The organism is Plantactinospora sp. A48 (assembly GCF_055793945.1).
This window is the reverse complement of sequence record NZ_JBTIXF010000014.1, coordinates 43,295-66,561: the sequence shown is the minus strand read 5'-3', so window position 1 is coordinate 66,561 and position 23,267 is coordinate 43,295. Positions and strand designations below refer to the sequence as shown.

The window sequence follows — 23,267 nt, the reverse complement described above, 5'->3', positions numbered from 1 at the left end:
CCTATAAGACTGGGACGATAAAGAACTCCTCCCAGGAGCCCAGCTTGTTGTCGTACGGGATCGGGCGGTTGGCGACCAGCGGCTTGGCGCCGGCAGACTCGGCCGTCACGGCCCGCCCGGTCCCATCCACCCCGAGATACACAGTGCCGTTGGGGTGGTAACCGGCGTTGAAGAACAGTTCGTTCAGGCCGGCCGTCGACGCGCTCGCCACCAGCGATCCGCCACCAGCCGGGACGGTGACGTAGCGGCCATTCGTCCGGGCACGCAGCCCGACGAGGTGCCGTTCCAGGTCGACAAGCTCGAACCGCTCCCACGCGCCGACCTCGGTAGCCCGCGCGATCAGCGGCTTGCTCCCGGCGCTCTCCGCAGTGACCCACCTGCCGTTGACCGCCGCCCTGATGGCGACGGTCGGATCCGGCGCCCGGTAGCCGAAGCTCTCGGCCCGCCCGATCGAGGTGCTGTCCGCGACCAGTGGCGCACCGCCGGCGAGGTCGGCCCGGACGTACCGGCCGTTGATGGCGGCCCGCACCGCGAAGCTGCCGTCGACGTTGTCGACGATCTGGAACCTCTCCCAGGCTCCCACGTTGGTGCGGTTCGCGATCAGCGGCTTGGCGCCCGCGCCGTCCGCCGAGACGTACCGGCCGTTGACCAGAGCTCGCAACGCCACGTACCCGCCGCCGAGGTCCAGCACGTCGAACCGCTCCCACGCTCCGGCGGTGTTGCGGTTGGCGACCAGCGGCCCGGCCCCGGCGGCCTGCGCCGACACGTACTCGCCGCCGTGGACGCTCGATCGCAACGCCACCGAGTTCCTGGCCAGGATCGCGGGACCGACATGCAGCAGCCGGTTCACCCCGCGCTCCTCGGGCGGCAGGAACCCGTCCCCGCCGTGTACCCCGCCGGACAGGCCCGTGCGGACCAGGGCGTCCCGGACCTGCGCCGGGTTCCAGGTCGGGTGTGCGGCCAGCAGCAGCGCGGCGGCCCCGGTCACGTGCGCCGCCGCGACCGAGGTGCCGTCCCGGCACTCGGTGGCGGTGGGGCTTCCGATGGAGTCGGATGCGATGTGTACGCCCGGCGCGTAGAGGTCCACGCAGGATCCGTAGTTCGAGAAGTACGCCTGGTAGTCGACGTTGTCGGTGGCGCCCACCGTGATCGCCGCCGGCACCCGGCCCGGCGATTGGTCGCAGGCGGCCGAGTTCGAGTCGCCGGCGGGGGCCACCACGGTGATCCCGGCCGCGATGGCGCCCTCGACGGCGGCGTCGAGCGCCGGATCCGACCGGTTGCAGGGAGCGGACTGACAGGTCAGCCCGAAGTTCAGGTTCAACACGGCCGGTGCGGTCGCGTGGGTCGTCACCCAGTTCAGGCCGGCGATCACCGCCGCGATGTCGCCCCTCCCGTCGCAGCCGAGCACCCGGACGGCGACCAACTTGACGTTCTTGGCCACCCCGTACCGGGTGCCGCCGATCGTGCCGGCGACGTGCGTGCCCTGACCCGTGCCGCCGGCGCAGTCCTCCGCCACCGCGTCGTCGTCCACGAAGTCGTAGCCGTGGCTGGCCCGGCCGCCGAAGTCCTGATGGGCGATGTTGACGCCGCTGTCCAGCACGTACACGGTGACGTTGCCGGCCGTCGCCGGATAGTCGTACGTCCCGGACAGCACCGGGCTCACCTGGTCGACCCGGTCCAGTCCCCACGACGGCGGATCGGTCTGCCGTCCGTTCGCGACCGCCGTGCCGCCGCCCAGGGCGACCACTCCGCCAGCGGTGACGGCCGCGGCCAGGGCCGCGACCGTCCGTCGTGACCTTTTTGGATCCATCCGCAACACCCCCGTGTCGAAAGCGCGTCGCAGGGTCCATCCACGATGCGCGGTGGGCGACGCTGGCAGCATCCGTGCCGGGGTCCACTGAAGCATGCGCATGCCGGGATGTACACGGCTCGCGCGTTAGGGTTCAGCCGCCGATGCCCTGGTCGCGGGCCCAGCGCCACAGCTCGGCCTCGGCCTCGTCCCGGCTCAGCGGGCCGCGTTCCAGCCGCAGTTCCTTGAGGTGTTTCCAGGCCCGACCCACCACGGGTCCCGGTGGCACGCCGAGCAGTTCCATGATGGCGTTGCCGTCCAGGTCGGGACGGACCCGGGCCAGGTCCTCCTCGGCGCGCAGCCGGGCGATCCGCTCCTCCAGCGCGTCGTAGTCCTCGGCCAGCTGTCGGGCCTTGCGCCGGTTGCGGGTGGTGCAGTCGGACCGGGTGAGGCTGTGCAGCCTCGGCAACAGGTCACCGGCGTCCGCGATGTACCGCCGGACGGCCGAGTCGGTCCACTCGCCCCGCCCGTACCCGTAGAACCGCAGGTGCAGCGCGACCAGCGAGACGACCTGGTTGATCACGTCCTTCGGGTACCGCAGCGCCTTCATCCGCTGCTTGGTCAGCCGCGCGCCGACCACCTCGTGGTGGTGGAAGCTGACCCGGCCGTCCGGGCCGACCGCCTTGGTCGCCGGCTTGCCCACGTCGTGCAGGAGCGCGGCCATCCGCAGGATGAAGTCGCAGCCGTCCTTCTCGTACCCGACGGCGTTGCTGACCACGGTGAGGGTGTGTTCGTAGACGTCCTTGTGCTGGGCGTGCTCGTCGATCTCCAGCCGCAGACCGGTCAGTTCCGGCAGGAACCGCTCGGCCAGACCGGTGTCGACCAGCAGCCGCAGCCCGGTGACCGGGTCGGCGCCGCAGAGCAGCTTGGTGAACTCGTCCCGGATCCGCTCGGCGGTGATCCGGTCGAGGTCTGCGGCCATCGCGGCCATCGCGGCCCGGACCGGCGGCGCGACCGCGAACCGCAGTTGCGCGGCGAACCGCGCCGCGCGCAGCATCCGCAGCGGGTCGTCGCCGAACGACTCCTGCGGCGTTCCGGGGGTACGGATCACCTGGGCGGCCAGGTCGGCGAGCCCGCCGTACGGGTCGGTGAACCGGTGCCCCGGGACACTCACCGCCATCGCGTTGATGGTGAAGTCGCGGCGTTCCAGGTCGTCGACCAGGTTCGTGCCGTACCGGACGGTCGGGTTCCGGGTCACCCGGTCGTAGGACTCCGCGCGGAACGTGGTGATCTCCAGCCGCAGGCCGTCCCGCTGGACCCCGATGGTGCCGAACTCCCGACCGGTCTCCCAGATCGCGTCCGCCCAGCCCTTGACGATCCGCAGGGTGGCGTCCGGATGGGCGTCGGTGCAGAAGTCCAGGTCCTCGCCGAGTCGGCCGAGCAGCGCGTCCCGGACCGAACCGCCCACCAGGTGCAGTTCGTGGCCGGCGTCGGCGAACCGCCGACCCAGCTCGTCGGCCACCGGCGAGACCCGGAGCAGTTCGGCCACCGCCGTGCGCTGCGCGGCGGTCAGGGACGCGGGGGCGGCCGGGGTGGAACCGGCGGCCGAGGGTACGGATGAATCGGACATGGGACCGCCAGACTATCGGTCGCCGGAGGCCGGGGGCCGCCCGGGATCCGCCTCGTCCGGCCCGGGTAAGGAAGGGGAACTAAGGTTTCCGGCAGCACCGGGATTTCGGGCAGCACCGGCGGTCGGACGGACCACCGGGCCACCAGCGGGAGGCACGAATGAGCGGCCGGGTCTACCGGAGCGGGAACGCCGCTGGCGACCACCACGGCGTACGCCCGGTCGACGACGGCCTGTCCCAGCCCTACGGCGGGTCGTTCATCGCGGCCGAGCCACTCAACCAACCGGGCGTCGAGGCCACCGCCCCGCCGCCTGAGCAGGTCGCCGAGAGCAGCGCCGCGGCGAACAGCACGGTCATGGCGATCGGCAGCCTGGTCAGCCGGGGCACCGGCTTCGTCCGGAACCTCATGATCGGCGCCGCACTCGGCGCCGGGCTGGTGGGTAACGCCTACACCACCGCCCAGTTCCTGCCCAACCAGGTGTACGAGTTCCTGCTCGGCGGCGTGCTGACCAGCGTGCTCATCCCGGTCTTGGTACGGCGCCGCAAGGCCGACCCGGACCGGGGCGAGGCGTACGCCCAGCGGCTGCTCACGCTCGCCGTGCTCGCCCTCGGCGTCGCCGTCGCGATCGCGTTGCTCGGCGCTCCGGTGCTGACCGCCCTGTACGCCGGTGGCAAGTCCGGGGACTACCGGCATCTGGTCACCGCGCTGTCCTATCTGATGCTGCCGATGCTGTTCTTCACCGGCATCAGCGCCCTGGTGGCCGCCGTGCTGAACACCCGGGGGCACTTCGCGGCCCCGATGTGGGCGCCGATCCTGAACAACCTGGTCGTCATCGCGGTCTGTGCCCTCTACATCGCCGTCTTCGGCGCCAAGGCGGTCCAGCCCGGTCAGATGGGTGGTGGCCGCATCCTGCTGATCGGCGGCGGGACCCTGCTCGGGGTGGCGGTGCAGGCCGCCGGCCTGTTGCCGGCACTGCGCAAGGTGGGCTTCCGGTGGCGGTGGCGGTTCGACTTCCGGGCGCTGGGGCTGAGCGAGCTGGGCCGGCTCAGCGCCTGGATGCTCTGCTACGTCGGGGTCAACCAGCTCGGCCTGTTCGTGGTGGTGAACCTGCTCACCCGGGCCGGCGGTGACGACAAGGCCGGCCTGTTCATCTACAACAACGTGTTCCTGCTGCTGATGATGGCGAACGGGATCATCGCCGTCTCGATCATCACGGCCCTGATGCCCCGGATGAGCGCCGCCGCGGCCGATGGTCGGTACCGCGACCTCACCGCCGACCTGTCCCGGGGCACCCGGATGGTCAGCGCCGTGCTCGCCCCGATCGCCGTCTGCTACGCCGTGCTGGCTGGCCCGATCTCCGTGGTGGTGTTCCGGTACGGCGCCTTCACCGGGGCCAACGCCACGGCCACCTCGACGGTGCTGCTGGTCGCCGCCGTGGGGCTGGTCCCCTTCTCGATCAGCCAGCTCTTCACCTTCGCGTTCTACGCACTACCGGACACCCGGATGCCGGCGCTGATCAACATCCCGGTGGTGGTGCTTCGGGTGCTCATCCAGATCGGGGTCTACCTCGCCTTCTCGGCCACCTTCGCGGCGGCCGGCATGATGCTCGGCAACGCCGTGTCGTACGTGGCGGCGGCCGTCGTCTCGGCGATGCTGCTGCGTCCCCGGGTCGGCCTGATCGGGCTCGGTCGGATCATGCGGACCCTCGGCAGGGTGCTGGTGGCCTCGCTCGGCGCCGCCCTGGTGGGCTGGCTGGTGCTCAAGGTGCTGCCCGGCGACCCTGCCGAGCTGAGCCGGCTGGCCGCGCTGGTCCGGCTGGTCATCGGGGGCGGGGTGATCGGCGTGACCTACCTCGCGCTGGCCACGGTGCTGCGGATCACCGAGATCACCGAGGTGGTCGGGATGGTCCGCCGCCGCCTCGGCCGGTGAAAGGAAGGGCACCTTGTTATCGCTTTTTGTATAGGAAGGGCCCCCGCTTAACGAAGGACGCCACCCAACCTCCGAAAATCGACAGCGCTGCGTACCCGTCCGGACACCCGGTGAACAACCAGCCGAAACCAACCGATAGATTTGGCGCTGGCCCGCGTCGTCGGCGCGGACGGGAACGGGCGGGCGAGAACGGGCGAGCGGGTCCGGCAACGAACCGTCAGGTGGAGTGGATCGGCGCAACGCCGGTTGAGATGTCGGGGATCCGGCTGAGCCGGGTAAGGTCGCTCTCGGCGAGTGCCGACAGCGCCTAGGCTACGAGCTGACACTCGTTGGCGCGACAGTGTGGGACGGCGGAGCGGAAGGCCGATGGCCGAGCAGGGGAATCCATCGATCGGCACCATCACCAAGGGAGGACGGGTGACCCAGGTCGGCGAGGGTCGGGAGGCGGAAGAAGCCGCTCCCGTCGACACCTCCGTGGGTGCGCCGACCGCCGGTGAGGTCCTCGCCGAGCGGTATGAGCTGTCCGAGCACATCAACGACGACAGCGCCGGGCGCCAGGTCTGGCGCGGCATCGACGTCATCCTGCGCCGCCCCGTCGCCGTCGTGCTGCGCTATCCCGGTGGGGATTCGGCCACCGAGATGCTCCAGGCGGCCGTCACGGCGAGCCGGGTGATCCACCCCAACCTGGTGGGCGTCTACGACGCCATCGACGAGCAGTCCCGGGCGTACGTGGTGCGCGAGTGGGTGGACGGGCGGTCCCTGCGCGAGCTGGTGAACCGCGACGGCCTGCTGGATCCGGCCCGCGCCACCAGCGTCGCCCACGCGATCGCGGGCGCGGTCGCGGCGGTACACGCCACCGGCATGGTGCACGGCAACATCCATCCCGGCACGATCATGGTGGCCGACGACGGTCGGGTGGTGCTGGCCGACGCCCGCGCGGACGCCAACGACACCCGGGTGACCGACGTACGCGCGATCGGCGGGATCCTCTACTTCGCCCTCACCGGCCACTGGCCGCACGCCGAGGCGACGCTGACCGGCGGCACCGAGGGCCGCGGTCGGGCCAACCTGCCGGACGCGGTACGCGACTCCAGCGGCACGCTCGTGGCGCCGCGCCAGGCCCGGGCCGGGGTGCCCGCGTACCTGGACGATCTGACGATGGACCTGCTCGACCCGACGCTCGAACCACCGTCGTCGGATGTCCTCGCGGCGGAACTCGGCCGGCTCGACGTGGTCGACGACCCGTACCTCGACGACAGCGGACCGCTCCGGTTCGCCGGGCGGGACGACGACGGTTCGGTGTCGAACCCGGGCGGCCGGCGGAAGATCGCGGTGGGCGTGGCCGGCCTCCTGGTGATCGCCCTGGTCGGGCTGATCTTCGGCATCAACGCGCTGACCGGCGGTGGTACGGCCGACGGCGGGGGCGGCGGGACAAGCCCGTCGAGCCAGCCGGGCGTCAGCGCCGACCCTTCCGTGGCGGCGCAGGAGAAGCCCAAGCCGATCGCGCTGAAGGGCAACCAGGTACGGGTCATCGATCCGCAGGGCGACCGCACCGAGCTGCGGGACGTCGAGAAGGTCGTCGATGGTGATCCGAACGAGGGCTGGCAGACGCAGGGATACCGGAGTCGATCCAACTTCGGCAACCTGAAGGACGGCATGGGGATCCTGATCGATCTGGGCCAGGCCCGGACGGTCTCCTCGGTGCAGGTCCAGCTCTCCTCGCCGGGCGCCAGTGCCGAACTGCGGACCGGCGACTCGGCCCCGGCCGAGAGCAGCAAGTCCGCCGACCAGCAGGTCATCTCCGCCTTCACGAAGCGGATCGGCGAGAAGCTGGAGAAGTACGAGGCGCCCACCATGTCGTTCTCGGCCTTCGACCCGGACCAGAAGTACCGCTACCTGTTGTTCTGGATCACCGATCTGCCGCGCACCGACGACGGCCGCTACCGGATCGGCGTCCAGGAGATCACGGTCAACGGGCTGTGACCGGCAGGTCCGGTCCCGCGTACCGGCGGTCGAGGTGACCGGTGGGACGGCCGGGACCGGCTCGCGTGCCGGCGGTCCCGGTGACGCGGCGGACCCGGACGAACCGACCGACGCGGAACTGCTTCGGGCGCACGTCGCGGGTGATCCCGACGCCTTCGGCGAACTCTTCCGCCGGCACCGGGACCGGCTCTGGGCGGTGGCGATCCGTACGGTCGGCGACCGCGAGGAGGCGGCCGACGCCCTACAGGACGCGCTGCTCTCCGCGCACCGGGCGGCGGCGCGGTTCCGGGGCGACTCGGCGGTCACCACCTGGCTGCACCGGATCGTGGTGAACGCCTGCCTGGACCGCCTCCGACGCCGACGCGCGCACCCGACCGTTCCGTTGCCGGACGGTTCCGCCCCGGCCGGCGGCCGGCGGGGTGGCGGGGTGGAACCGGCGGCGCCCACCCCGGATCATGACACCACCCTGGTGGTCCGGCAGGCGCTCGCCGACCTGCCGCCCGAGCAACGGATGGCGCTGGTCCTGGTCGACATGCAGGGCTATCCGGTCGCCGAGGCCGCGGCACTGCTGGGCGTCGCCGAGGGCACCGTGAAGAGCCGCTGCGCCCGGGGCCGCGCCCGGCTGGCCGCGCGACTCGGCTACCTGCGGCCCGGTATCCGGACCACCGCTGGGGCAGGCCCGCCCGACGGGTTCCCCCGGCAGGGCGTGCCGCCGGTCACCCGAGGGAACCCCGGCCCGACGGACGGCGTCCGATCAGGGTCGACCCAGGGTGTGGCAGACGGGCAGGAGGAACTGTGACGGCGGGCGGGCTCAGCGAGGCGGATCTCGACCTGCTGGCCGACTACCTCGGCGGCGCGCTCGCGGGCACCCCGGACGAGGCACGGGTACGGGACCTCGTCCGGGACGATCCGGCCTGGTCCGACGCGTACGCCGCGTTGGCGCCGGCCACCGAGGCCGTACGCGCCGAACTGGCCGGTTGGGCCGCCGAGCCGGAACCGATGCCCACCGACGTGGCCGACCGGCTCGCCGCGGCCCTCGCCGCGGTCCCGCCGCCGCGCCGGGCGACGACGGCCGAAACCGACCCGGCAACTCCGGCGTCGGCGCACTGGCCGGATGTCGACCCCCCGGTACACGGCCCAGCCACGTCACGCCGCGATCCGGGGTCCGGCGTGACCGGCCCGGCCACCCGGTCCGACCCGTCCACCGCGCCGGCACGGGGACGCGACCGTGCTCGCCGTCGGTGGTACCGGGATCCCCGCCCGCTGGCGGCGCTCGCGCTGGTCGCCGCGCTCGGCGGAGTCGGGCTGGTGGGTCGCCTGGCGGGTGGGTTCGACGGCCTGACCTCGACGACCGACGACAGTGGCGCCAGCAACGCCGAGGGCGCGTCCGCGCCACGGGTCGTCCGGGCGCCTTCGGCGCGGCAGCCCGTGGCCAGCGGCACCAACTACGAGCCCACCACCCTGTCCGCCGCACTCGGCCAGGCGACCGCGGTACTCGGCCAGGCCACCGGCGACGCGCCGAAACTCACCGGCGCCCCGGATGCCGGCTCGACCCATGGGTTGAGTGGAGCGCCAGGGGTCGGCGAGGACCCGAGCGGAACCGGGCCGTCGAGCGCCGGTGAAGATCCGACAGAACAGGACGGTTCGGAGCCGGGTCTGCGACCGGAACGCGAACCGGTCCCGACTGCTCCCGCCCAGCTGAGCCGGTTCACCGCCGGTCCGGACCTGGACGACTGTCTGGCCGCCGTGGCCGTCGAGCACGGCGCCGGGGCGATCACGGTGCAGGGGGTCGATCTGGCGGCGTACCAGGGTGAGCCGTCCCTGGTGATCGTCTTCACCGACGCCACGGCCGCGCGATGGGTCTGGGTGGCCGGACCGGGGTGTGGCCGGCCCATGGCCGGTGCGGACACCCGCCATTCCGGACCGGTAGGGTGAGTGCGCCGGCGACCGACGCGTTGCCCCAGCACGTGACGTGACCCACCGGATGCCCGACTGGGGAATCTCCGGTCCGTACGATGAGTTCTGCTCAGCAGTGGCCGGCTGGCACAGGCGAACCGACCGCGCCGGCCGGTCGTACCCGCCGCACCGGTCGGACACACACACATCGGGAGACGGCAGTGGACGAGGTCCGCAACCTGATCATCATCGGCTCGGGGCCGGCCGGCTACACCGCGGCGGTCTACGCCGCGCGCGCCAACCTCAACCCGCTCATCATCGAGGGCGTGCAGTCCGGTGGCGCCCTGATGACAACCACCGAGGTGGAGAACTTTCCCGGCTTTCCGGACGGCATCATGGGTCCGGAGCTGATGGACTCGATGCGCAAGCAGGCTGAGCGCTTCGGCGCCGAGTTCCTCACCGACGACGTCACCTCGGTGGAACTGGTCGACACCGGTCGGCCCGGCTCCGACGCCACCCACGTGGTGCGGGTCGGCGAGACCGTCTACCGGGCCCGCGCGGTCATCCTCGCCACCGGTTCGGCCTGGCGCCCGCTGGGCGTGCCGGGCGAACAGGAATACCTCGGCCACGGCGTCTCGTCGTGTGCCACCTGTGACGGCTTCTTCTTCCGCAACCAGCACATCGTGGTGGTCGGCGGCGGGGACTCGGCGATGGAGGAGGCCACCTTCCTCACCAAGTTCGCCGACACGGTCACGATCATCCACCGGCGCCACGAGTTCCGGGCCAGCAAGATCATGGCGGACCGGGCGCTCGCCAACGAGAAGATCCGGGTGGAGTGGAACACCGTGGTCGAGGAGGTCCTGGGCGCGGACGGCAAGGTCACCGGGGTGCGGGTGCTCAACACCCACACCGGGGAGACGAAGGTGCTGGACGTCACGGGTGTCTTCGTCGCCATCGGTCACGACCCGCGCAGCGAACTGTTCGGTGATCAGGTCGAGCTGGACGCCGACGGCTACGTCAAGGTCGACGCCCCGACCACCCACACCAGCATCCCGGGTGTCTTCGCCGCCGGCGACGTGGTGGATCACACCTACCGGCAGGCGATCACCGCGGCCGGCACCGGCTGTGCCGCGGCACTGGACGCCGAGCGGTTCCTCGCAACGTTGGAAGTCTGAACAACCCCGTACCAAACACCCCGAGGAGGGTTCAGTGGGAGCAACACAGGCGGTCACCGACGCCAATTTCGCCAGCGCTGTGCTGCAGTCCGACAAGCCGGTCCTGGTGGACTTCTGGGCCGAATGGTGTGCTCCGTGCCGTAAGGTCGCTCCCCTGCTGGAGGAGATCGCCGGCGAGATGGGCGACAAGGTCACCATCGTGAAGCTGAACATCGACGAGAACCCGGAAACCGCCATGGCGTACCGGGTGATGTCGGTGCCGACCCTGACGGTCTTCAAGGGTGGTCAGCCCGTGCAGTCGGTGGCCGGCGCGAAGCCCAAGGGGGACCTGGTCCGCCTGATCGAAGCGGCGCTGTGACCCGCTGAATCGTGTCACCGGTGCGCCCGCATCCCGCCGGATGCGGGCGCACGCTTGTTTTCCGGGAAACCCGAGGTACCTGATTTTCCGGGAAAGCCGAGGTACCGGGCGGAACCACCGGGATGCCGCGCGGTCCCGCGCTAGGCTCCGGAAGCTGCCGCCACGACAGGCAGAGGAGGTCAACCGTGCGCCCGATTCGACGTGGCGACCGCAGCCCGGCCGTACGGGAGATCCGTGGCCTGCTGGTCGGCCTGGATCTGCTCGATCGACGGTCCGGGGGTGCCGACGACTTCGACGAGGCCACCGAGCAGGCCGTACGCGTGTTCCAGCAGAGTCGTGGGCTGAGCGTGGACGGGCGGGTGGGCGCCGAGACGTGGCGGGCGCTGGAGGCCGCGCGGTGGCGGCTGGGCGCGCGAACCCTCTACCACGCCGTCCCGACCGCGCTGCGCGGCGAGGACGTGCGGGCGCTCCAAGAACGCCTGCTGGAAATGGGGTACGACGTCGGCTACGCCGACAGCATCTACGGTCCCCGGACCGCGCGGGCGCTGGCCCAGTTCCAGCGCGAGGTCGGGCTGACCCCCGACGGTGCCTGCGGACCGCAGACCATGAACGCGCTGCGCCGGCTGGGTCGCAAGGTGGTTGGCGGACGCCCGCAGTGGCTGCGCGAGGCCGACGCCTTCCGGCAGTCGGGTCCCGACCTGGTCGGCAAGGTGATCGTCATCGACCCGGGGCACGGCGGGGTGGATCCGGGCGTGGTGGTGCCCGAGGGCGCGCTGCGGTGGACCGAGGCGGATCTGGCGTACGACCTGGCCAGTCGCCTGGAGGGTCGGCTGGCGGCGGCGGGGATGCGGGTACACCTGACCCGAGGGCCGGCGCCGACGGCCGCGCTGTCCGACCTGGCCCGTGCCGGCCTGGCCAACGAACTCGGCGGCGACCTGCTGATTTCGCTGCACGTCGACGGGCATGCCAATCCGGAGGCCGACGGTGTGGCCGCGTACCACTACGGCACCGGCAGCGGGGTCACGTCGACCGCCGGTGAACGCCTGGCCGGGCTGGTGCTGCGGGAGATCGTGGCCCGGACGGGGCTGCGGGACTGCCGTACGCACGCGAAGACCTGGGAACTGCTCCGGCTGACCCGGATGCCCGCGGTGCGGGTCGACCTGGGCTATCTGACCTCACCGTTGGACCGGGCGCGGCTGGTGGATCCGAGATTCCGGGACCGCACGGTGGACGCGGTGGTGGCCGCCGTGCAGCGGATGTACTTCCCGGTGGAGCAGGACGTGCCGACCGGGTCGATAGATGTCCGGGAGTTGCGCTCGGCCCTGGCGTCCGGGGCGGTCCGTTAGCCGAACCGCGGCACCCGGGTCCGGGGCGGTTCCCCACCAGCCGGTCCGACTCGGCCCCGCTGGCAGCCGGGGCCAGCCGGCCGGGCGGCGTGACGGTGAGGCCGGGGCCGTCCGGTCAGCCGACGGTGAAGCCGGGGCCGTCCGGTCAGCCGACGGTGGAGCGGGTGGCCGGGCGGACGGGTCGCAGCAGCGTCTCCGGGCTCATCGAGCCGAGCAGCTTCTCCAGCGCGTACTCGACATCGGACTTCCAGGACAGCGCGGTTCGCAGCTCCAGCCGCAGCCGGGGATACCGGGGATGTGGCCGGACCGTCTTGAAGCCCACCGACAGGAAGAAGTCGGCCGGCGCCACGCAGCCGCTCGCCTCGTCGTCCGCCTCGCCGAACCTCGCGTCCCCGAACGCCTCGATGGCCTTCACTCCGCGCTTGGTGAGGTCACGGGCCACCCCCTGGACCAGCATCCGGCCGAGCCCGCCACCGGCGAAGGCGGCCACGATGTGCGCGGTGGTCAGCAGCGCGGCGTCGGCCGAGACCGGCGAGGTGGGGAAGGCCATGGATCGCGGTACGTAGGCCGGCGGGGCGTACATGACGAAGCCGGCCGGCATACCGTCGACGTACACGAGTTTGCCGCAGGAGCCCCACTCCAGGAGCGTCTGGGAGACCCAGGCCTCCTTTTCCAGCGCCGGGTCCCCGGCGGCACAGGCCCGGTCCGCGGCCACCGGGTCGAGTTCCCAGTAGACGCACCGCCGGCAGGGCCGGGGCAGATCCTCGAGCGTGTCGAGGGTCAGGCTGACCAGCCGTCGTGACATTGGCGTATCCCCACACTCCGGGGAGAGGTCGGAATGTCGCGAATCGGCATCCCGCCGTCTCCTGGCCCCCGACGAGCGATCGTACGCCGGAACCGCCATCCCCCGGGAGGGGACGGCGGCAATTCCCCCGGTCCGCCATGTGGACCGGGCTCAAGGTAGGGGTACTCCACGGGTACAGAGGGTTTACGATCGATCAACCAGCGGTTTCGCCCTTGTCGCCGGACGGCTGGCGACACGATCGAGGTGATGTCAGTGACCGGCACGACGCTCGACGACTACACCGACCGGTATGCCCAGCGGGTACGCGGGATGACCGCATCGGAAATCCGGGCCCTGTTCGCGGTGGCGAGCCGTCCGGAGGTCGTGTCGTTGGCCGGCGGCGCACCGTACATCGACGCCCTGCCGCTGGACGCCGTCGGCGAGATGATGGGCCGGCTCGCCTCCGAGCACGGCACCAGCACTCTCCAGTACGGCATCGGCCAGGGCACGCTGGAGTTGCGCGAACGGATCTGCGAGGTCATGGCACTCTCCGGGATCGACGCGAGCTGCGGCGCGTCCCCCGAGGACGTGGTGGTGACCGTCGGCGGCCAGCAGGCCCTCGACCTGATCGCCCGGCTGTTCCTCGATCCCGGCGACGTCGTGCTGGCCGAGGGGCCGACCTACGTGGGTGCGCTCGGGGTGTTCCAGTCCGCCCAGGCTCACGTGGTACACGTACCGATGGACGCCGACGGCCTGGTGCCGGAGGCGCTGGAGGCCGCCATCGCCGAGACCGCGCGGTCGGGCCGGCGGGTCAAGTTCCTCTACACCATCCCGACCTACCAGAACCCGGCCGGCGTCACCCTGACCGAGGAACGCCGCGAGCGGGTGTTGGACATCTGCGAGCGGGCCGGACTGCTGGTGGTGGAGGACGACCCGTACGGCCAGTTGGGGTTCGACGGCGAGGCGCCGGCACCGCTGCGGGCGAGGCGCCGGGAGGGCGTCTTCTACCTGAGCACGTTCTCGAAGACGTTCGGACCGGGGCTGCGGGTCGGGTGGATCCTCGCGCCCCACGCGGTACGCGACAAGCTGGTGATCGCCAACGAGGCCCAGGTGCTCTGCCCGAGCGCCTTCGCTCAGGCCGCCATCACCACCTACCTGTCCACGATGCCGTGGCGGCAACAGTTGAAGGTCTACCGGGAGATCTACCGGGAACGCCGCGACGCCCTGCTCACCGCGCTGACCGATCTGATGCCCGAGGGCACCACCTGGACCGAGCCCAAGGGCGGACTGTTCGTCTGGGCCACCCTGCCCGAGGGCCTCGACGCGAAGGCGATGGTGCCGCGGGCGATCGCCGCCCGGGTCGCCTACGTGCCCGGCATCGGCTTCTACGCCGACGGGTCGGGCGTGGGCAACATGCGGCTCAATTTCTCGTTCCCGTCCCCGGAGCGGATCCGGGAGGGCGTCCGTCGCCTGTCGGGGGTGATGGAGGAGGAGATCGCGATGCGTCGCGTCTTCGGCACCTCCATCGGCGGTCGCACCGGGGTCGACCCCCGGGACCCGCGTACCCACTTGGCATGATTCCCGCATGAGCAGTAACTCCGTCGACGAATCGACCGTGCCCGCCACGCGGGTCAGCCCCAACAGCAACCGGGCCGTCACCGAACTCCGCGTGCTGGTGCTGGCGGGTGGACTGTCGTACGAGCGGGACGTGTCGCTGCGATCAGGTCGCCGGGTGCTGGACGCGCTGCGATCCTCCGGGATCGAGGCCGAGTTGCGGGACGCCGACTCGGCCCTGCTGCCGACGCTCGCCGGAGACCCGCCGGACGCCGTGGTGATCGCCCTGCACGGCGCCACCGGCGAGGACGGCTCGCTACGTGGCGTGCTGGATCTCTGCGGGGTGCCGTACGTCGGTTGTGATGCCCGCTCGTCCCGGCTGGCCTGGGACAAGCCATCGGCCAAGGCGGTGCTCCGGGAGGCCGGTATCCCCACGCCCGACTGGGTGGCCCTGCCGCACGACCGGTTCTCGGAACTCGGTGCCGTCGCCGTGCTCGACCGGATCGTCGACCGGTTGGGCCTGCCGTTGATGGTCAAGCCGGCGCAGGGCGGATCGGGTCTGGGTGCCGCCGTGGTCCGGGATGCCGCCGAGTTGCCGGCCGCGATGGTGGGCTGCTTCGCGTACGACTCAACCGCGCTCGTCGAGCGGTACGTCCCGGGGATGGATCTCGGGGTGTCGGTGGTCGACCTCGGTGACGGGCCTCGGGCACTGCCGGCGGTCGAGATCGTTCCGCAGGATGGGGTCTACGACTACGCGGCCCGATACACCGCGGGGCTCACCACCTGGCACACACCCGCCCGACTGCCGGACGAGGTCGCCGAGCGGGTCGCCGAGACCGCGGTGGCCGCACACACGGCACTTGGCCTGCGCGACCTGTCCCGGGTCGACCTCATCGTGGACGAGGCCGGCGAGGTGCACGTGCTGGAGGTGAACGTCTCGCCCGGCATGACCGAGACGTCACTGCTGCCGCTCGCCGTAAAGGCCGCCGGACTCGATCTCGGTTCCCTGCTCGGGACGCTTGTCTCCCGGGCTGCCACCCGGGCGAGCTGACAGCTCGTACCAGAATCCTGGTGAGCCCCGTCCGGTCGCGCGACCCAGCGCGGCCGTCCTGCCGGCGGGTCGATGGCATCACCGCCGGAGTTGGCGCGGCGCCGAGCCGTCTCCAGCGTCCGGCCCACCTCGGTGTGGATGTACCCGAGCCGTCAACGGCGCTGTTTCACGTGGAACAGCACCCTTGACGGCTCGGGTAGCGCGGTGCCCTCGACGGTGGTGCTACCCACCGACGCCTCAGTCCCGGTCCGCCGTGGGGCCGACTCGGCCTCCGTCGCTTCCGGATCCGGTGACGCCACTCGAACCCGCACCGTCGCCCCTAGGATTCGTGGCCCCGGCGTTGTTCCCCGGGCTGGTTGCGCTCCCTGGGTCCGTGCTCCCTGGGTCGGTGGTGGCGGCGTTGGTTCCCGGGCCGGTAGTGGTCCGTGGGTCCGTGGCGGTGGCCCGCTCGCTCGTGGTGTTGCTGGTCCGACCGGTGGTCGTGGTGGCCACGGTCGGGTCCTCCTCGCCGGTGGATGGGGCACTCTGCCCACTGTCCGTCCGCCGGGCGCTCGGCGTACCACTCACCCTGGACGTGCTGGGCCCGGCGCTCTGGTCGCTCATCGGGTCGCTCTGGTTCCTCGCTCGGAGCGCGTCGTCCCCCACCAACCCGTCCTCGGCGTGACGACCCTCGGCCTTGCCACTCTCGGCCGGTCCGTCCGCCACCCGCCGGTCAGCCGCAGTACTCCCCGCCGGATCGTCGACCGGCCCGGCCGGAGCCGGTTTCCCGGCCGACCCGGTGGTAGCCGCTTCGCTGGCCGAGCCAGTGGCATGCGGCTCGCTGGTCGAGCCGGTGACAACCGGTTCGCTGGCCGATCCGGCCGGGGTGGTTTGCTCGTCCGCGGTCGTACGGGTGACCGGTTCGGGACCGGCCTCGGCGGCGATGGACTCGGAGTCGATCGGCAGGATCTGCGTCGTGAAGCTGGCTGGCGCCTGCCACTGGATCCGCGACGGTTCCGCGAGTGGGCGTCCACCGAACTCGGCCAGCCACGCGGCGACCATCGAAAGGTTCTCCCGCCACTTCGTCTCCGGGATGGGCGGCAGGATCGCGTCCCACAGCGACAGGAAGGTGCCCCTCAGCTGGAGCTGGCCGTACGGCCGGGCGAGGAACCAGATATGCAGATGAGCGGAGCCGTCACCCCAGCGGTTCACATGGACCCGCGCCACACCGTCCAGAGACCGGATGGCGCGTTCGAGCCGGACGGTCATCACCCCAAGCTCGGCCGCCAGCAGGTTCGGGAGATCGCCGAGATCAAGATGCGACCGTGACTCCAGGATGAGCACCACCGGCAGGCCCGTAGGCCGGTCCATGGTGCGGACCCGCCAGCGGTCGCTGACCCAGATGTACGCCTCATCGGGCGCGCCGCACGCCGTACATTCGCCAGCATCCTCGCCCTTGCGGGGTGGCTCGACGGCCACTGGATCGTTTACCTGTTTGACTCGCAGGTCGCCCTCGAAGGGAAAGGACGGCCATCTGGTGAAGTCGGGAAGAGAGGGAGGGGTGTGGGGCACGAGGCTGACCCTAGCCCCTTTGCCGACGGCTGTCCCCACCCCGAAAGGGTCTCGGTCGGGGCCGGTCGATCGGACTTCCGTAGGCGGTCAAGTAGCGGTCGATCGGACTTCCGTAGGCGGTCAAGTAGGGCCGATGGTTCACCGGATCGGCGCTCGGGATGGCCGACGGGGCTCGGCCGCTGAGTACCGGTCCAGGCACTCCCGGGACCGACAGTGGAGCCCGGAACGACCGGATCAGCCCACGGACGACCAGGCCCGGCGCTCACGCTGAGTGGCGGTTTTCTCTGACGCGACCCGGGGTCGGATGGGCAGAACGACCAGTGTGCGTCGACCACACTCGCCGTGGACAGGGGTGTCATCCACAGGTTGGGTGCAGCTCCGGTAATCCACAGGGGTTATCCACAGGCACCCTCGTTTCACGTGAAACCCCGTGTAGCCATGCGTGTGCGCCTGTGGATATCTTTTGGAAACATCGACCCGGAAGCCGGTCATCGCCCCTCCTCGGGCCCGACACCCGAATTCCGACGATCCGCGTCACCCGCCTGACGGCCGGCCGAGACGAGCGGTCCCGTCGATGCCGCGTCGACTGAGCGCGGCAGCGGACCGTAACGGCGGACACGAGAAGTGATTCTCCAGCCGGCCGCCCTGCACCAGACCGGCGGTCCGGGGTCCGAGGTCGGGTCCGGGGTTCAAGGTCAGGTCCGAGGTCCGAAGTCGGGGTCGGCCCGGGTCGACGCGCGAGGTCGGCTGGAACCGTACCGGGGTCCAACATCCGGCCGAGCCGGACCCGGCACCAGGTCCCTCCTCGACGCGATGTTTCACGTGAAACGGGCCCGTACGCCCACTCGGGCTCAGGGACGGGCCGGCGTGCCCCGCCGGGCTGAATGCTGAGCCGAAACCGAGCTGACTACCACTGGCCGCCGCAGATCCTCGCGGGCCGAACGATCGATCGCCCTGGGAGGGCCGAAGAACCGGTCGATCCTTGGCACGATCCGTCGGTGGCGGGCCGGGACACGGGTCCGTCGTGTGCCCCAACCGTCCCGCCGCACTCAGGATCGGCGGGGACTCGCCCATCGCACCGCACCGGCATCCCGTTCGATCGGGGAGACACCGATACCTGGCCATCAACTCTGCTACCTGTCATCAACTCTGCGCAGACGACCAGGGCCTGGGGCAGAGTCTTCGGTCGAGCCGAGGCGGAGTCCAGCGGAGGCCAGGGCGGCGTCCGGCAAGGCGGAGGCTCGTCCGGATACCGGAGTCGTATCCGGACGAGCCGTCAACGCCGTCGGACGCCGCCTGGGCCTGACGCAGGCCGGCCAGGGCTTTGACACAGGGCACCAGGACCAAGCCCAGGGTTCCTCGCAATCCAGGAATGCCGACCGACCGCAGCAAGATCAACCGGTCCGCAGCCTGACCGCCGCAACAGATGCTGCTTCGGCTCCGTGAGTCTGCGGTCAGCCGTCACAACGGCACCGTTGCCTGCGACCGTTTCACGTGAAACAGAACCGCCTGAGCGGTCCGGCCTCCGCTGCCAGGCCCGGCTCCCGATGGCGAGATCGTGCTGATGACCGCCGGCATCCAGGTGCTGGTCCGGCTGGCGCTGTCGGCGGCTTCCGTACGCCTGGATTTTCAGCTCCCGAAGGGCTGGTGGCGTCGCCGTGGACGGTGGGCGATCCGACACAGCCGGATCGCCCACGCGGTCACTCCCCGGGCTGCTCGTCCACGCCGATGAGGCCGACGATCCGCTCCAGATCGTCCACGGTGGCGAACTCGATGGTGATCTTCCCCTTGGAGCGCCCGAGGTCGACCTTCACCCTCGTATCGAAGCGGTCGGACAACCGGTCAGCGAGATCGGTCAGCCCTGGCGCGTGTGGCTTGGGTCGGCGCTTCGCGGGAGCGGCTTTCTCGGTGGAATCGTCCCCGATGGTCAGCGACACCATTTCTTCGGTGGCCCGTACGGAAAGCCCCTCAGCCACGATGCGGTGTGCCAGCGCGTCCTGGGCCGAGCCGTCCTCCAGCCTCAACAACGCCCGAGCATGACCGGCGGACAGCACCCCGGCGGCGACCCGGCGCTGCACCTGGGGCGGCAGGTTGAGCAACCGGAGGGTGTTGGAGATCTGCGGGCGGCTCCGCCCGATCCGGCGGGCCAGCTCCTCGTGTGTCGCGCCGAACTCCTCAAGCAGCTGCTGGTACGCGGCTGCCTCTTCCAGCGGGTTGAGGTTGGCCCGGTGGATGTTCTCCAGAAGGGCGTCGCGGAGCATCGCGTCGTCGCGGGTGTCCCGGACGATCGCCGGAATCGACTCCCGGCCGACGGCCTGGGCGGCTCGCCAGCGCCGCTCACCCATCACCAGCTCGTACTGTTCATCGTTGAGTTGCCGGACCACGATCGGCTGTAGGAACCCGACCTGCTCGATCGAGCTCTTCAGCTCCGCCAGGGCCTCCTCGTCGAAGACCTGGCGGGGCTGTTTGGGGTTCGGCACGATCGACCCGACCGGTATCTCCGCGAACCTGGCACCGGGCACCGGCGCCAACTGGGAGTCGAAGCCGATCGGTGCCGGGGCTCGGTACGAGGTGGTCGTCGGGTCGGCGGTCGACTGTGACTCGGCGGAGCCGGGGGCACCGTCGGCCGGCTGCTCGACGGAGGCGGGGTCCGCCGCGCCGACCGGCTGCACGGGGGCGGTCGGGATCAGCGCGCCCAGTCCACGCCCGAGCCCGCCCCGCGGACGGTTCTTCATGCCCTGCCTCCCACTCATTTCCTCAGGCATTCCGGCCGGCGGTGGCCCGGACCCCTCGCTCCGCGATCTCCTGGGCGGCCTCGAAGTAGCTGGTCGCGCCCCGCGATCCGGGATCGTAGGTCATCACCGACTGGCCGTAGCTCGGAGCCTCCGAAACCCGGACGTTGCGCGGGATCACCGCCCGCAGCACCTTGTCCCCGAAGTGGTTCCGGACGTCCTGCTCCACCGCGTCGGCGAGTCGGGTACGCCGGTCGTACATGGTCAGCAGGATGGTCGAGACCTCCAGCGCCGGGTTGAGGTGCTGGCGTACCAGATTGATGTTGTTGATCAACTGGTTCAGCCCTTCCAGTGCGTAGTACTCGCACTGGATGGGGATCAACACCTCGCGGGCCGCCACGAGCGCGTTGACCGTCAACAGGCCCAACGACGGCGGGCAGTCGATGAACACGTAGTCGAACGGCTCGGGGTGCCCGGCAATCGCGCGGGCCAGCCGGGATTCCCGGGCCACGACCGAGACCAGCTCGATCTCGGCACCGGCGAGGTCGATGGTCGCCGGTACGCACCAGAGGTTCGGGATTCCCTCGACCGGCTGGGCGACCTCCGCGATCGGAACGCTGTCGATGAGGCAGTCGTACACGTCCGGCACCCCGGTGTGGTGCGGCACGTTCAGCCCGGTCGAGGCGTTCCCCTGCGGGTCGAGGTCGATCACGAGGACCCGGTTGCCGTGCAGGGCCAGGGCCACGGCCAGGTTGACCGTGGTGGTGGTCTTACCGACCCCGCCCTTCTGGTTGGCAACGCACATGATCCGAGGCTGGTCGGGGCGGGGCATGGTCACCTCGCCACTCGGATTAAGGATCTGCACGGCGCGCAATGCCTCCATAGCCAAAGGGGGATCGTCATCCTGCTGGGGCGGGGCTTCCGGAGAAACGTACGCGCTCGGTGGCGCATCCGCGGGGAACGGCTCTCCGGTGGACATGGTGTCTCCATCGGACGGGGCCGCCGACCGGCTCGAAGCGTCCGGCGTCGGCCGGGGCTGAACACCGGCCTGGCCCACGGCTGGTGCCGGTGGATCAGCGGCAGGTCGCGCCGCCCGCCCGGCCGGTGCGGCGGAGCCGGCCGGCTCCACGATGATGACCGAGGGATCGACCCGGACCGTCGGGCTGTCGGAGGCCGCCGGGTGGCGGTCCGGCCAGTGTTCCGCTGGTACGTCCGCCCGTGTCGCCCGGGGCCGAGGAACCGCTTCGCCGTTGACGGAGTGATGGTAGGTCAGCCGGGAACGGTCGCCGTTCGACCAACCGTCGAAGCCGGTTTCACGTGAAACAGTGGCGTCCCGGTCCATGCCGGATCGGACGCCGTTCGACTCGTCGTACGTACCGTTGTCCTGCACCGTGTCATCCCTACCAGCCGCTGTGGATGGGTGTCGGCGCCGCAGCGCTCCGATGTCCGCGTACGGGCGAAGCGTGTGGCCCGGGCGAGGAGCGGCAGGGTTCTCGACGCCGCGGCCCGCCGCTCGGTCCACTCTATCGACGCGCGGTCAGCCTACGGTGGACGGGCGGCGCAGACCACGGCTGGCCGGTGCCGGCCGGTCAGCCGGTCGGCCGACGCCGGCCCGTCCCGCCCGTACGCCAGGAATCATCCGGCGCCACCCGGACCCTCCAGGATCACCACAGAACGCGACACCGCCGGGAGCCGCCAGCTCGTCGCGGTTGGTCGCGCCGGTGGGAAGGGCCAGGCCAGCTCGGAGCGCCGGGGCGCCCGAGCCGGAAGGTCCGGGTGGACCTCAGCCGGACCGGCGGGATCGCCCGCCCCGGCCGCCGTTGACGGCGCGGCCATTCTTCGCGCTCCGGGCGGTCCGCCGGCCGACACCCGGGACGGCCCGGTCCAGCGTGATCTCGACCACTGTGGTCGGCGGCTCGACCAATCCGTTGCCGCAGCTCCGGATCATCGGTGCGCCACCGCCGAGGCGCCGCACCGCGGCCTCGTGCTCGGCGATCTCCGCCGCGGCCGAGGCGCCCTTCAGCGCCAGCAGCCGGCCACCCACCCCGAGCAGCGGAAGACACCAACCGGCCAACCGGTCCAACGGTGCCACCGCGCGGGCGGTGACCACGTCGGCGGGGCGAGCGCTCACGCTCACGTACTCCTCGGCGCGGGCCCGGACCACCGTCACCGTGGCGTCCAGGCCGAGCGTCGACACGACCTCGGTGAGGAACGTGGCCCGCCGGGCCAACGGCTCGACGAGTACCACCGACAGATCGGGCCGGGCGATTGCCAGGACCAGGCCGGGGAGCCCCGCGCCGGATCCGATGTCCACCACCGTCTGGCCCGGCGGAACCAGTTCGGCGACGGCGGCGCAGTTGAGCAGATGCCGGTCCCAGATCCGGGGTGCCTCGCGGGGACCGATCAGGCCGCGCACGACGCCGTCCGTGGCCAGAAGTCCGGCGTACGCCTCGGCGAGTGGAAGCCGATCGCCGAGCAGGACGCGGGCGGCCTCGGCCCGAGCCGACGAAGGACCGGCAGCAGCCGGCGGCAGATCGGCGGGCGCGGAACCGGCAGCGGCCTCGGGCCCGGCTGATGGGGGACCGACAGCGGCCGGCCAGGGGGGGTTACAACCCGGGCCGGCCGCTGGTTGCGTGGGGTCACTCATTCAGTCGACCGGACGCACGACGATCCGCCGGTTGGGCTCGACGCCCTCCGACTCGCTCTCAACACCGCTGATCGCGTTCACCACGTCGTGTACGCACTTGCGCTCGAACGCGCTCATCGGGTCGAGGCGGACCGGCTCGCCGTACTCCCGGACCTTCTCGACGGCGTTCTTGGCCACGGCCGTCAGTTCCTTGCGACGGGTGGCGCGGTATCCGCCGACGTCGAGTAGCAACCGGCTGGGCGACCCGGTCTGCCGGAAGACGGCGAGTCGGGCCAGTTCCTGGAGCGCCTCCAGCGTGGCGCCGCGCTGCCCGACCAGCGCCTGGAGCCGGCCCCCGACGACCTCGACCATCGGCCGACCGCCGGAGACAAGCTCGTCGATGTCCCCGTCGTAGTCGAGGATGTCCAGCAGCCCTTCGACGTAGTCGGCGGCGATTTCGCTCTGCCGGAACAGTTCGCCGTCATTGGGGCCCGTCGAGGCGCTCACCGCCGCGGTCGGCTCGGCGCCGTCCTCGTCCTCGTCTTCGTCGTCTTCGTCGTCGTCTTCGTCGTCCTCTTCGTCGTCCTCAGCGTCTTCGTCGTCGTCCTCGTCGACCTCGTCCTCGTCCTCGTCCAGATCCGGCTCGCCGACACCGGCCACGGCCAGGTCGGTCTCCTCGTCCAGCGGCTGCTCAGCACGGGGCGTGCTCGTCTCGGTCACCGTGTCATCTCCGTATTCGATCGGGACCGTACGGTCCTCGCGGTTCCCGCCGAGCCCGGCGGAAACCGCCGTGCTGTACGGGCACGTCCTACGCGGGCATCCTCGCCCGTCACCCCGGCTCAATGGGGCCGAATCCGGATCCGG

General features: G+C 71.2%; 15 protein-coding genes and 3 pseudogenes. 9 read left to right on the top strand and 9 right to left on the bottom strand.

Annotated features, from left to right (window positions below):
* Position 1: 1 nt before the first annotated feature.
* Positions 2-1,810 (bottom strand): S8 family serine peptidase, encoded by a 1,809-nt coding sequence (locus tag ACXN5W_RS10530; RefSeq protein ID WP_473158009.1) that lies wholly within the window; start codon positions 1,808-1,810, stop codon positions 2-4.
* A gap of 133 nt (positions 1,811-1,943) precedes the next feature.
* Positions 1,944-3,419 carry a CCA tRNA nucleotidyltransferase gene (locus ACXN5W_RS10525; protein WP_473158008.1) on the bottom strand — a complete coding sequence of 492 codons (1,476 nt, stop codon included), beginning with the start codon at positions 3,417-3,419 and terminating at the stop codon, positions 1,944-1,946.
* A 158-nt stretch (positions 3,420-3,577) separates the two neighbouring features.
* Here ACXN5W_RS10525 and murJ point away from each other — a divergent pair, with 158 nt between their 5' ends.
* The 7 genes from murJ (at position 3,578) to ACXN5W_RS10490 (ending at position 12,105) form a co-directional block, all read left to right on the top strand.
* Entirely contained in the window at positions 3,578-5,347 is a 1,770-nt protein-coding gene (gene murJ, locus ACXN5W_RS10520; protein ID WP_473158007.1) for a murein biosynthesis integral membrane protein MurJ, read from the top strand.
* Positions 5,348-5,713: 366 nt separating this feature from the next.
* Complete coding sequence (locus ACXN5W_RS10515; protein WP_473158006.1) at positions 5,714-7,330, top strand: protein kinase family protein; 1,617 nt, start codon at positions 5,714-5,716, stop codon at positions 7,328-7,330.
* Between the two features lie 34 nt (positions 7,331-7,364).
* Positions 7,365-8,129, top strand: coding sequence for an RNA polymerase sigma factor SigM (sigM, locus tag ACXN5W_RS10510; protein WP_473158005.1), 765 nt, complete (start codon positions 7,365-7,367; stop codon positions 8,127-8,129).
* The gene (locus tag ACXN5W_RS10505; protein ID WP_473158004.1) at positions 8,126-9,265 is read left to right on the top strand and encodes a hypothetical protein; all 1,140 of its coding nucleotides are present in this window, start codon (positions 8,126-8,128) and stop codon (positions 9,263-9,265) included. Before sigM ends, ACXN5W_RS10505 begins: the two co-directional genes overlap by 4 nt.
* Positions 9,266-9,447: 182 nt before the next feature.
* Positions 9,448-10,401, top strand: a complete 954-nt coding sequence (gene trxB / locus ACXN5W_RS10500; RefSeq protein WP_473158003.1) for a thioredoxin-disulfide reductase — start codon at positions 9,448-9,450, stop codon at positions 10,399-10,401.
* Positions 10,402-10,435: 34 nt separating this feature from the next.
* Positions 10,436-10,759 carry a thioredoxin gene (gene trxA, locus ACXN5W_RS10495; RefSeq protein ID WP_473158002.1) on the top strand — a complete coding sequence of 108 codons (324 nt, stop codon included), beginning with the start codon at positions 10,436-10,438 and terminating at the stop codon, positions 10,757-10,759.
* Between the two features lie 185 nt (positions 10,760-10,944).
* A complete protein-coding gene (locus tag ACXN5W_RS10490) occupies positions 10,945-12,105 on the top strand; it encodes an N-acetylmuramoyl-L-alanine amidase (protein WP_473158001.1) in 1,161 nt (386 codons plus the stop codon).
* A 145-nt stretch (positions 12,106-12,250) separates the two neighbouring features.
* Here the strand turns inward: ACXN5W_RS10490 and ACXN5W_RS10485 are convergent, their stop codons facing one another.
* Complete coding sequence (locus ACXN5W_RS10485) at positions 12,251-12,910, bottom strand: GNAT family N-acetyltransferase (RefSeq protein ID WP_473158000.1); 660 nt, start codon at positions 12,908-12,910, stop codon at positions 12,251-12,253.
* Between the two features lie 252 nt (positions 12,911-13,162).
* Here ACXN5W_RS10485 and ACXN5W_RS10480 point away from each other — a divergent pair, with 252 nt between their 5' ends.
* Together ACXN5W_RS10480 and ACXN5W_RS10475 are read left to right on the top strand one after the other, a co-directional pair.
* Positions 13,163-14,467: an aminotransferase-like domain-containing protein gene (locus tag ACXN5W_RS10480; protein ID WP_473158056.1), complete on the top strand. Its 1,305-nt coding sequence runs from the start codon at positions 13,163-13,165 to the stop codon at positions 14,465-14,467.
* Positions 14,468-14,474: 7 nt separating this feature from the next.
* Entirely contained in the window at positions 14,475-15,494 is a 1,020-nt protein-coding gene (locus tag ACXN5W_RS10475; RefSeq protein WP_473157999.1) for a D-alanine--D-alanine ligase family protein, read from the top strand.
* A gap of 642 nt (positions 15,495-16,136) precedes the next feature.
* Here ACXN5W_RS10475 and ACXN5W_RS10470 read toward each other — a convergent pair.
* The 6 genes and pseudogenes from ACXN5W_RS10470 to ACXN5W_RS10445 all read right to left on the bottom strand — a co-directional run.
* Positions 16,137-17,045: pseudogene (locus ACXN5W_RS10470) on the bottom strand (hypothetical protein); the annotation flags it as partial.
* 1,700 nt (positions 17,046-18,745) lie between these two features.
* Positions 18,746-19,576, bottom strand: a pseudogene (locus tag ACXN5W_RS10465) (ParB/RepB/Spo0J family partition protein); the annotation flags it as partial.
* A gap of 96 nt (positions 19,577-19,672) precedes the next feature.
* A pseudogene (locus ACXN5W_RS10460) lies at positions 19,673-19,780 on the bottom strand (ParB/RepB/Spo0J family partition protein); the annotation flags it as partial.
* Positions 19,781-19,802: 22 nt separating this feature from the next.
* Positions 19,803-21,119 (bottom strand): ParA family protein, encoded by a 1,317-nt coding sequence (locus tag ACXN5W_RS10455; RefSeq protein WP_473158055.1) that lies wholly within the window; start codon positions 21,117-21,119, stop codon positions 19,803-19,805.
* 441 nt (positions 21,120-21,560) lie between these two features.
* The gene (gene rsmG, locus ACXN5W_RS10450; protein WP_473157998.1) at positions 21,561-22,424 is read right to left on the bottom strand and encodes a 16S rRNA (guanine(527)-N(7))-methyltransferase RsmG; all 864 of its coding nucleotides are present in this window, start codon (positions 22,422-22,424) and stop codon (positions 21,561-21,563) included.
* The gene (locus ACXN5W_RS10445) at positions 22,425-23,123 is read right to left on the bottom strand and encodes a Jag family protein (protein WP_473157997.1); all 699 of its coding nucleotides are present in this window, start codon (positions 23,121-23,123) and stop codon (positions 22,425-22,427) included. It abuts the gene before it with no gap.
* Positions 23,124-23,267 lie beyond the last annotated feature (144 nt).

Coding starts and splice junctions, on each gene's coding strand:
- ACXN5W_RS10530 (WP_473158009.1), bottom strand. CDS start 1,810: ATGGATCCAAAAAGGTCACGACGGACGGTCGCGGCCCTGGCCGCGGCC.
- ACXN5W_RS10485 (WP_473158000.1), bottom strand. CDS start 12,910: ATGTCACGACGGCTGGTCAGCCTGACCCTCGACACGCTCGAGGATCTG.
- ACXN5W_RS10515 (WP_473158006.1), top strand. CDS start 5,714: ATGGCCGAGCAGGGGAATCCATCGATCGGCACCATCACCAAGGGAGGA.
- ACXN5W_RS10475 (WP_473157999.1), top strand. CDS start 14,475: ATGAGCAGTAACTCCGTCGACGAATCGACCGTGCCCGCCACGCGGGTC.
- ACXN5W_RS10525 (WP_473158008.1), bottom strand. CDS start 3,419: ATGTCCGATTCATCCGTACCCTCGGCCGCCGGTTCCACCCCGGCCGCC.
- rsmG (WP_473157998.1), bottom strand. CDS start 22,424: ATGAGTGACCCCACGCAACCAGCGGCCGGCCCGGGTTGTAACCCCCCC.
- ACXN5W_RS10455 (WP_473158055.1), bottom strand. CDS start 21,119: ATGGACCGGGACGCCACTGTTTCACGTGAAACCGGCTTCGACGGTTGG.
- murJ (WP_473158007.1), top strand. CDS start 3,578: ATGAGCGGCCGGGTCTACCGGAGCGGGAACGCCGCTGGCGACCACCAC.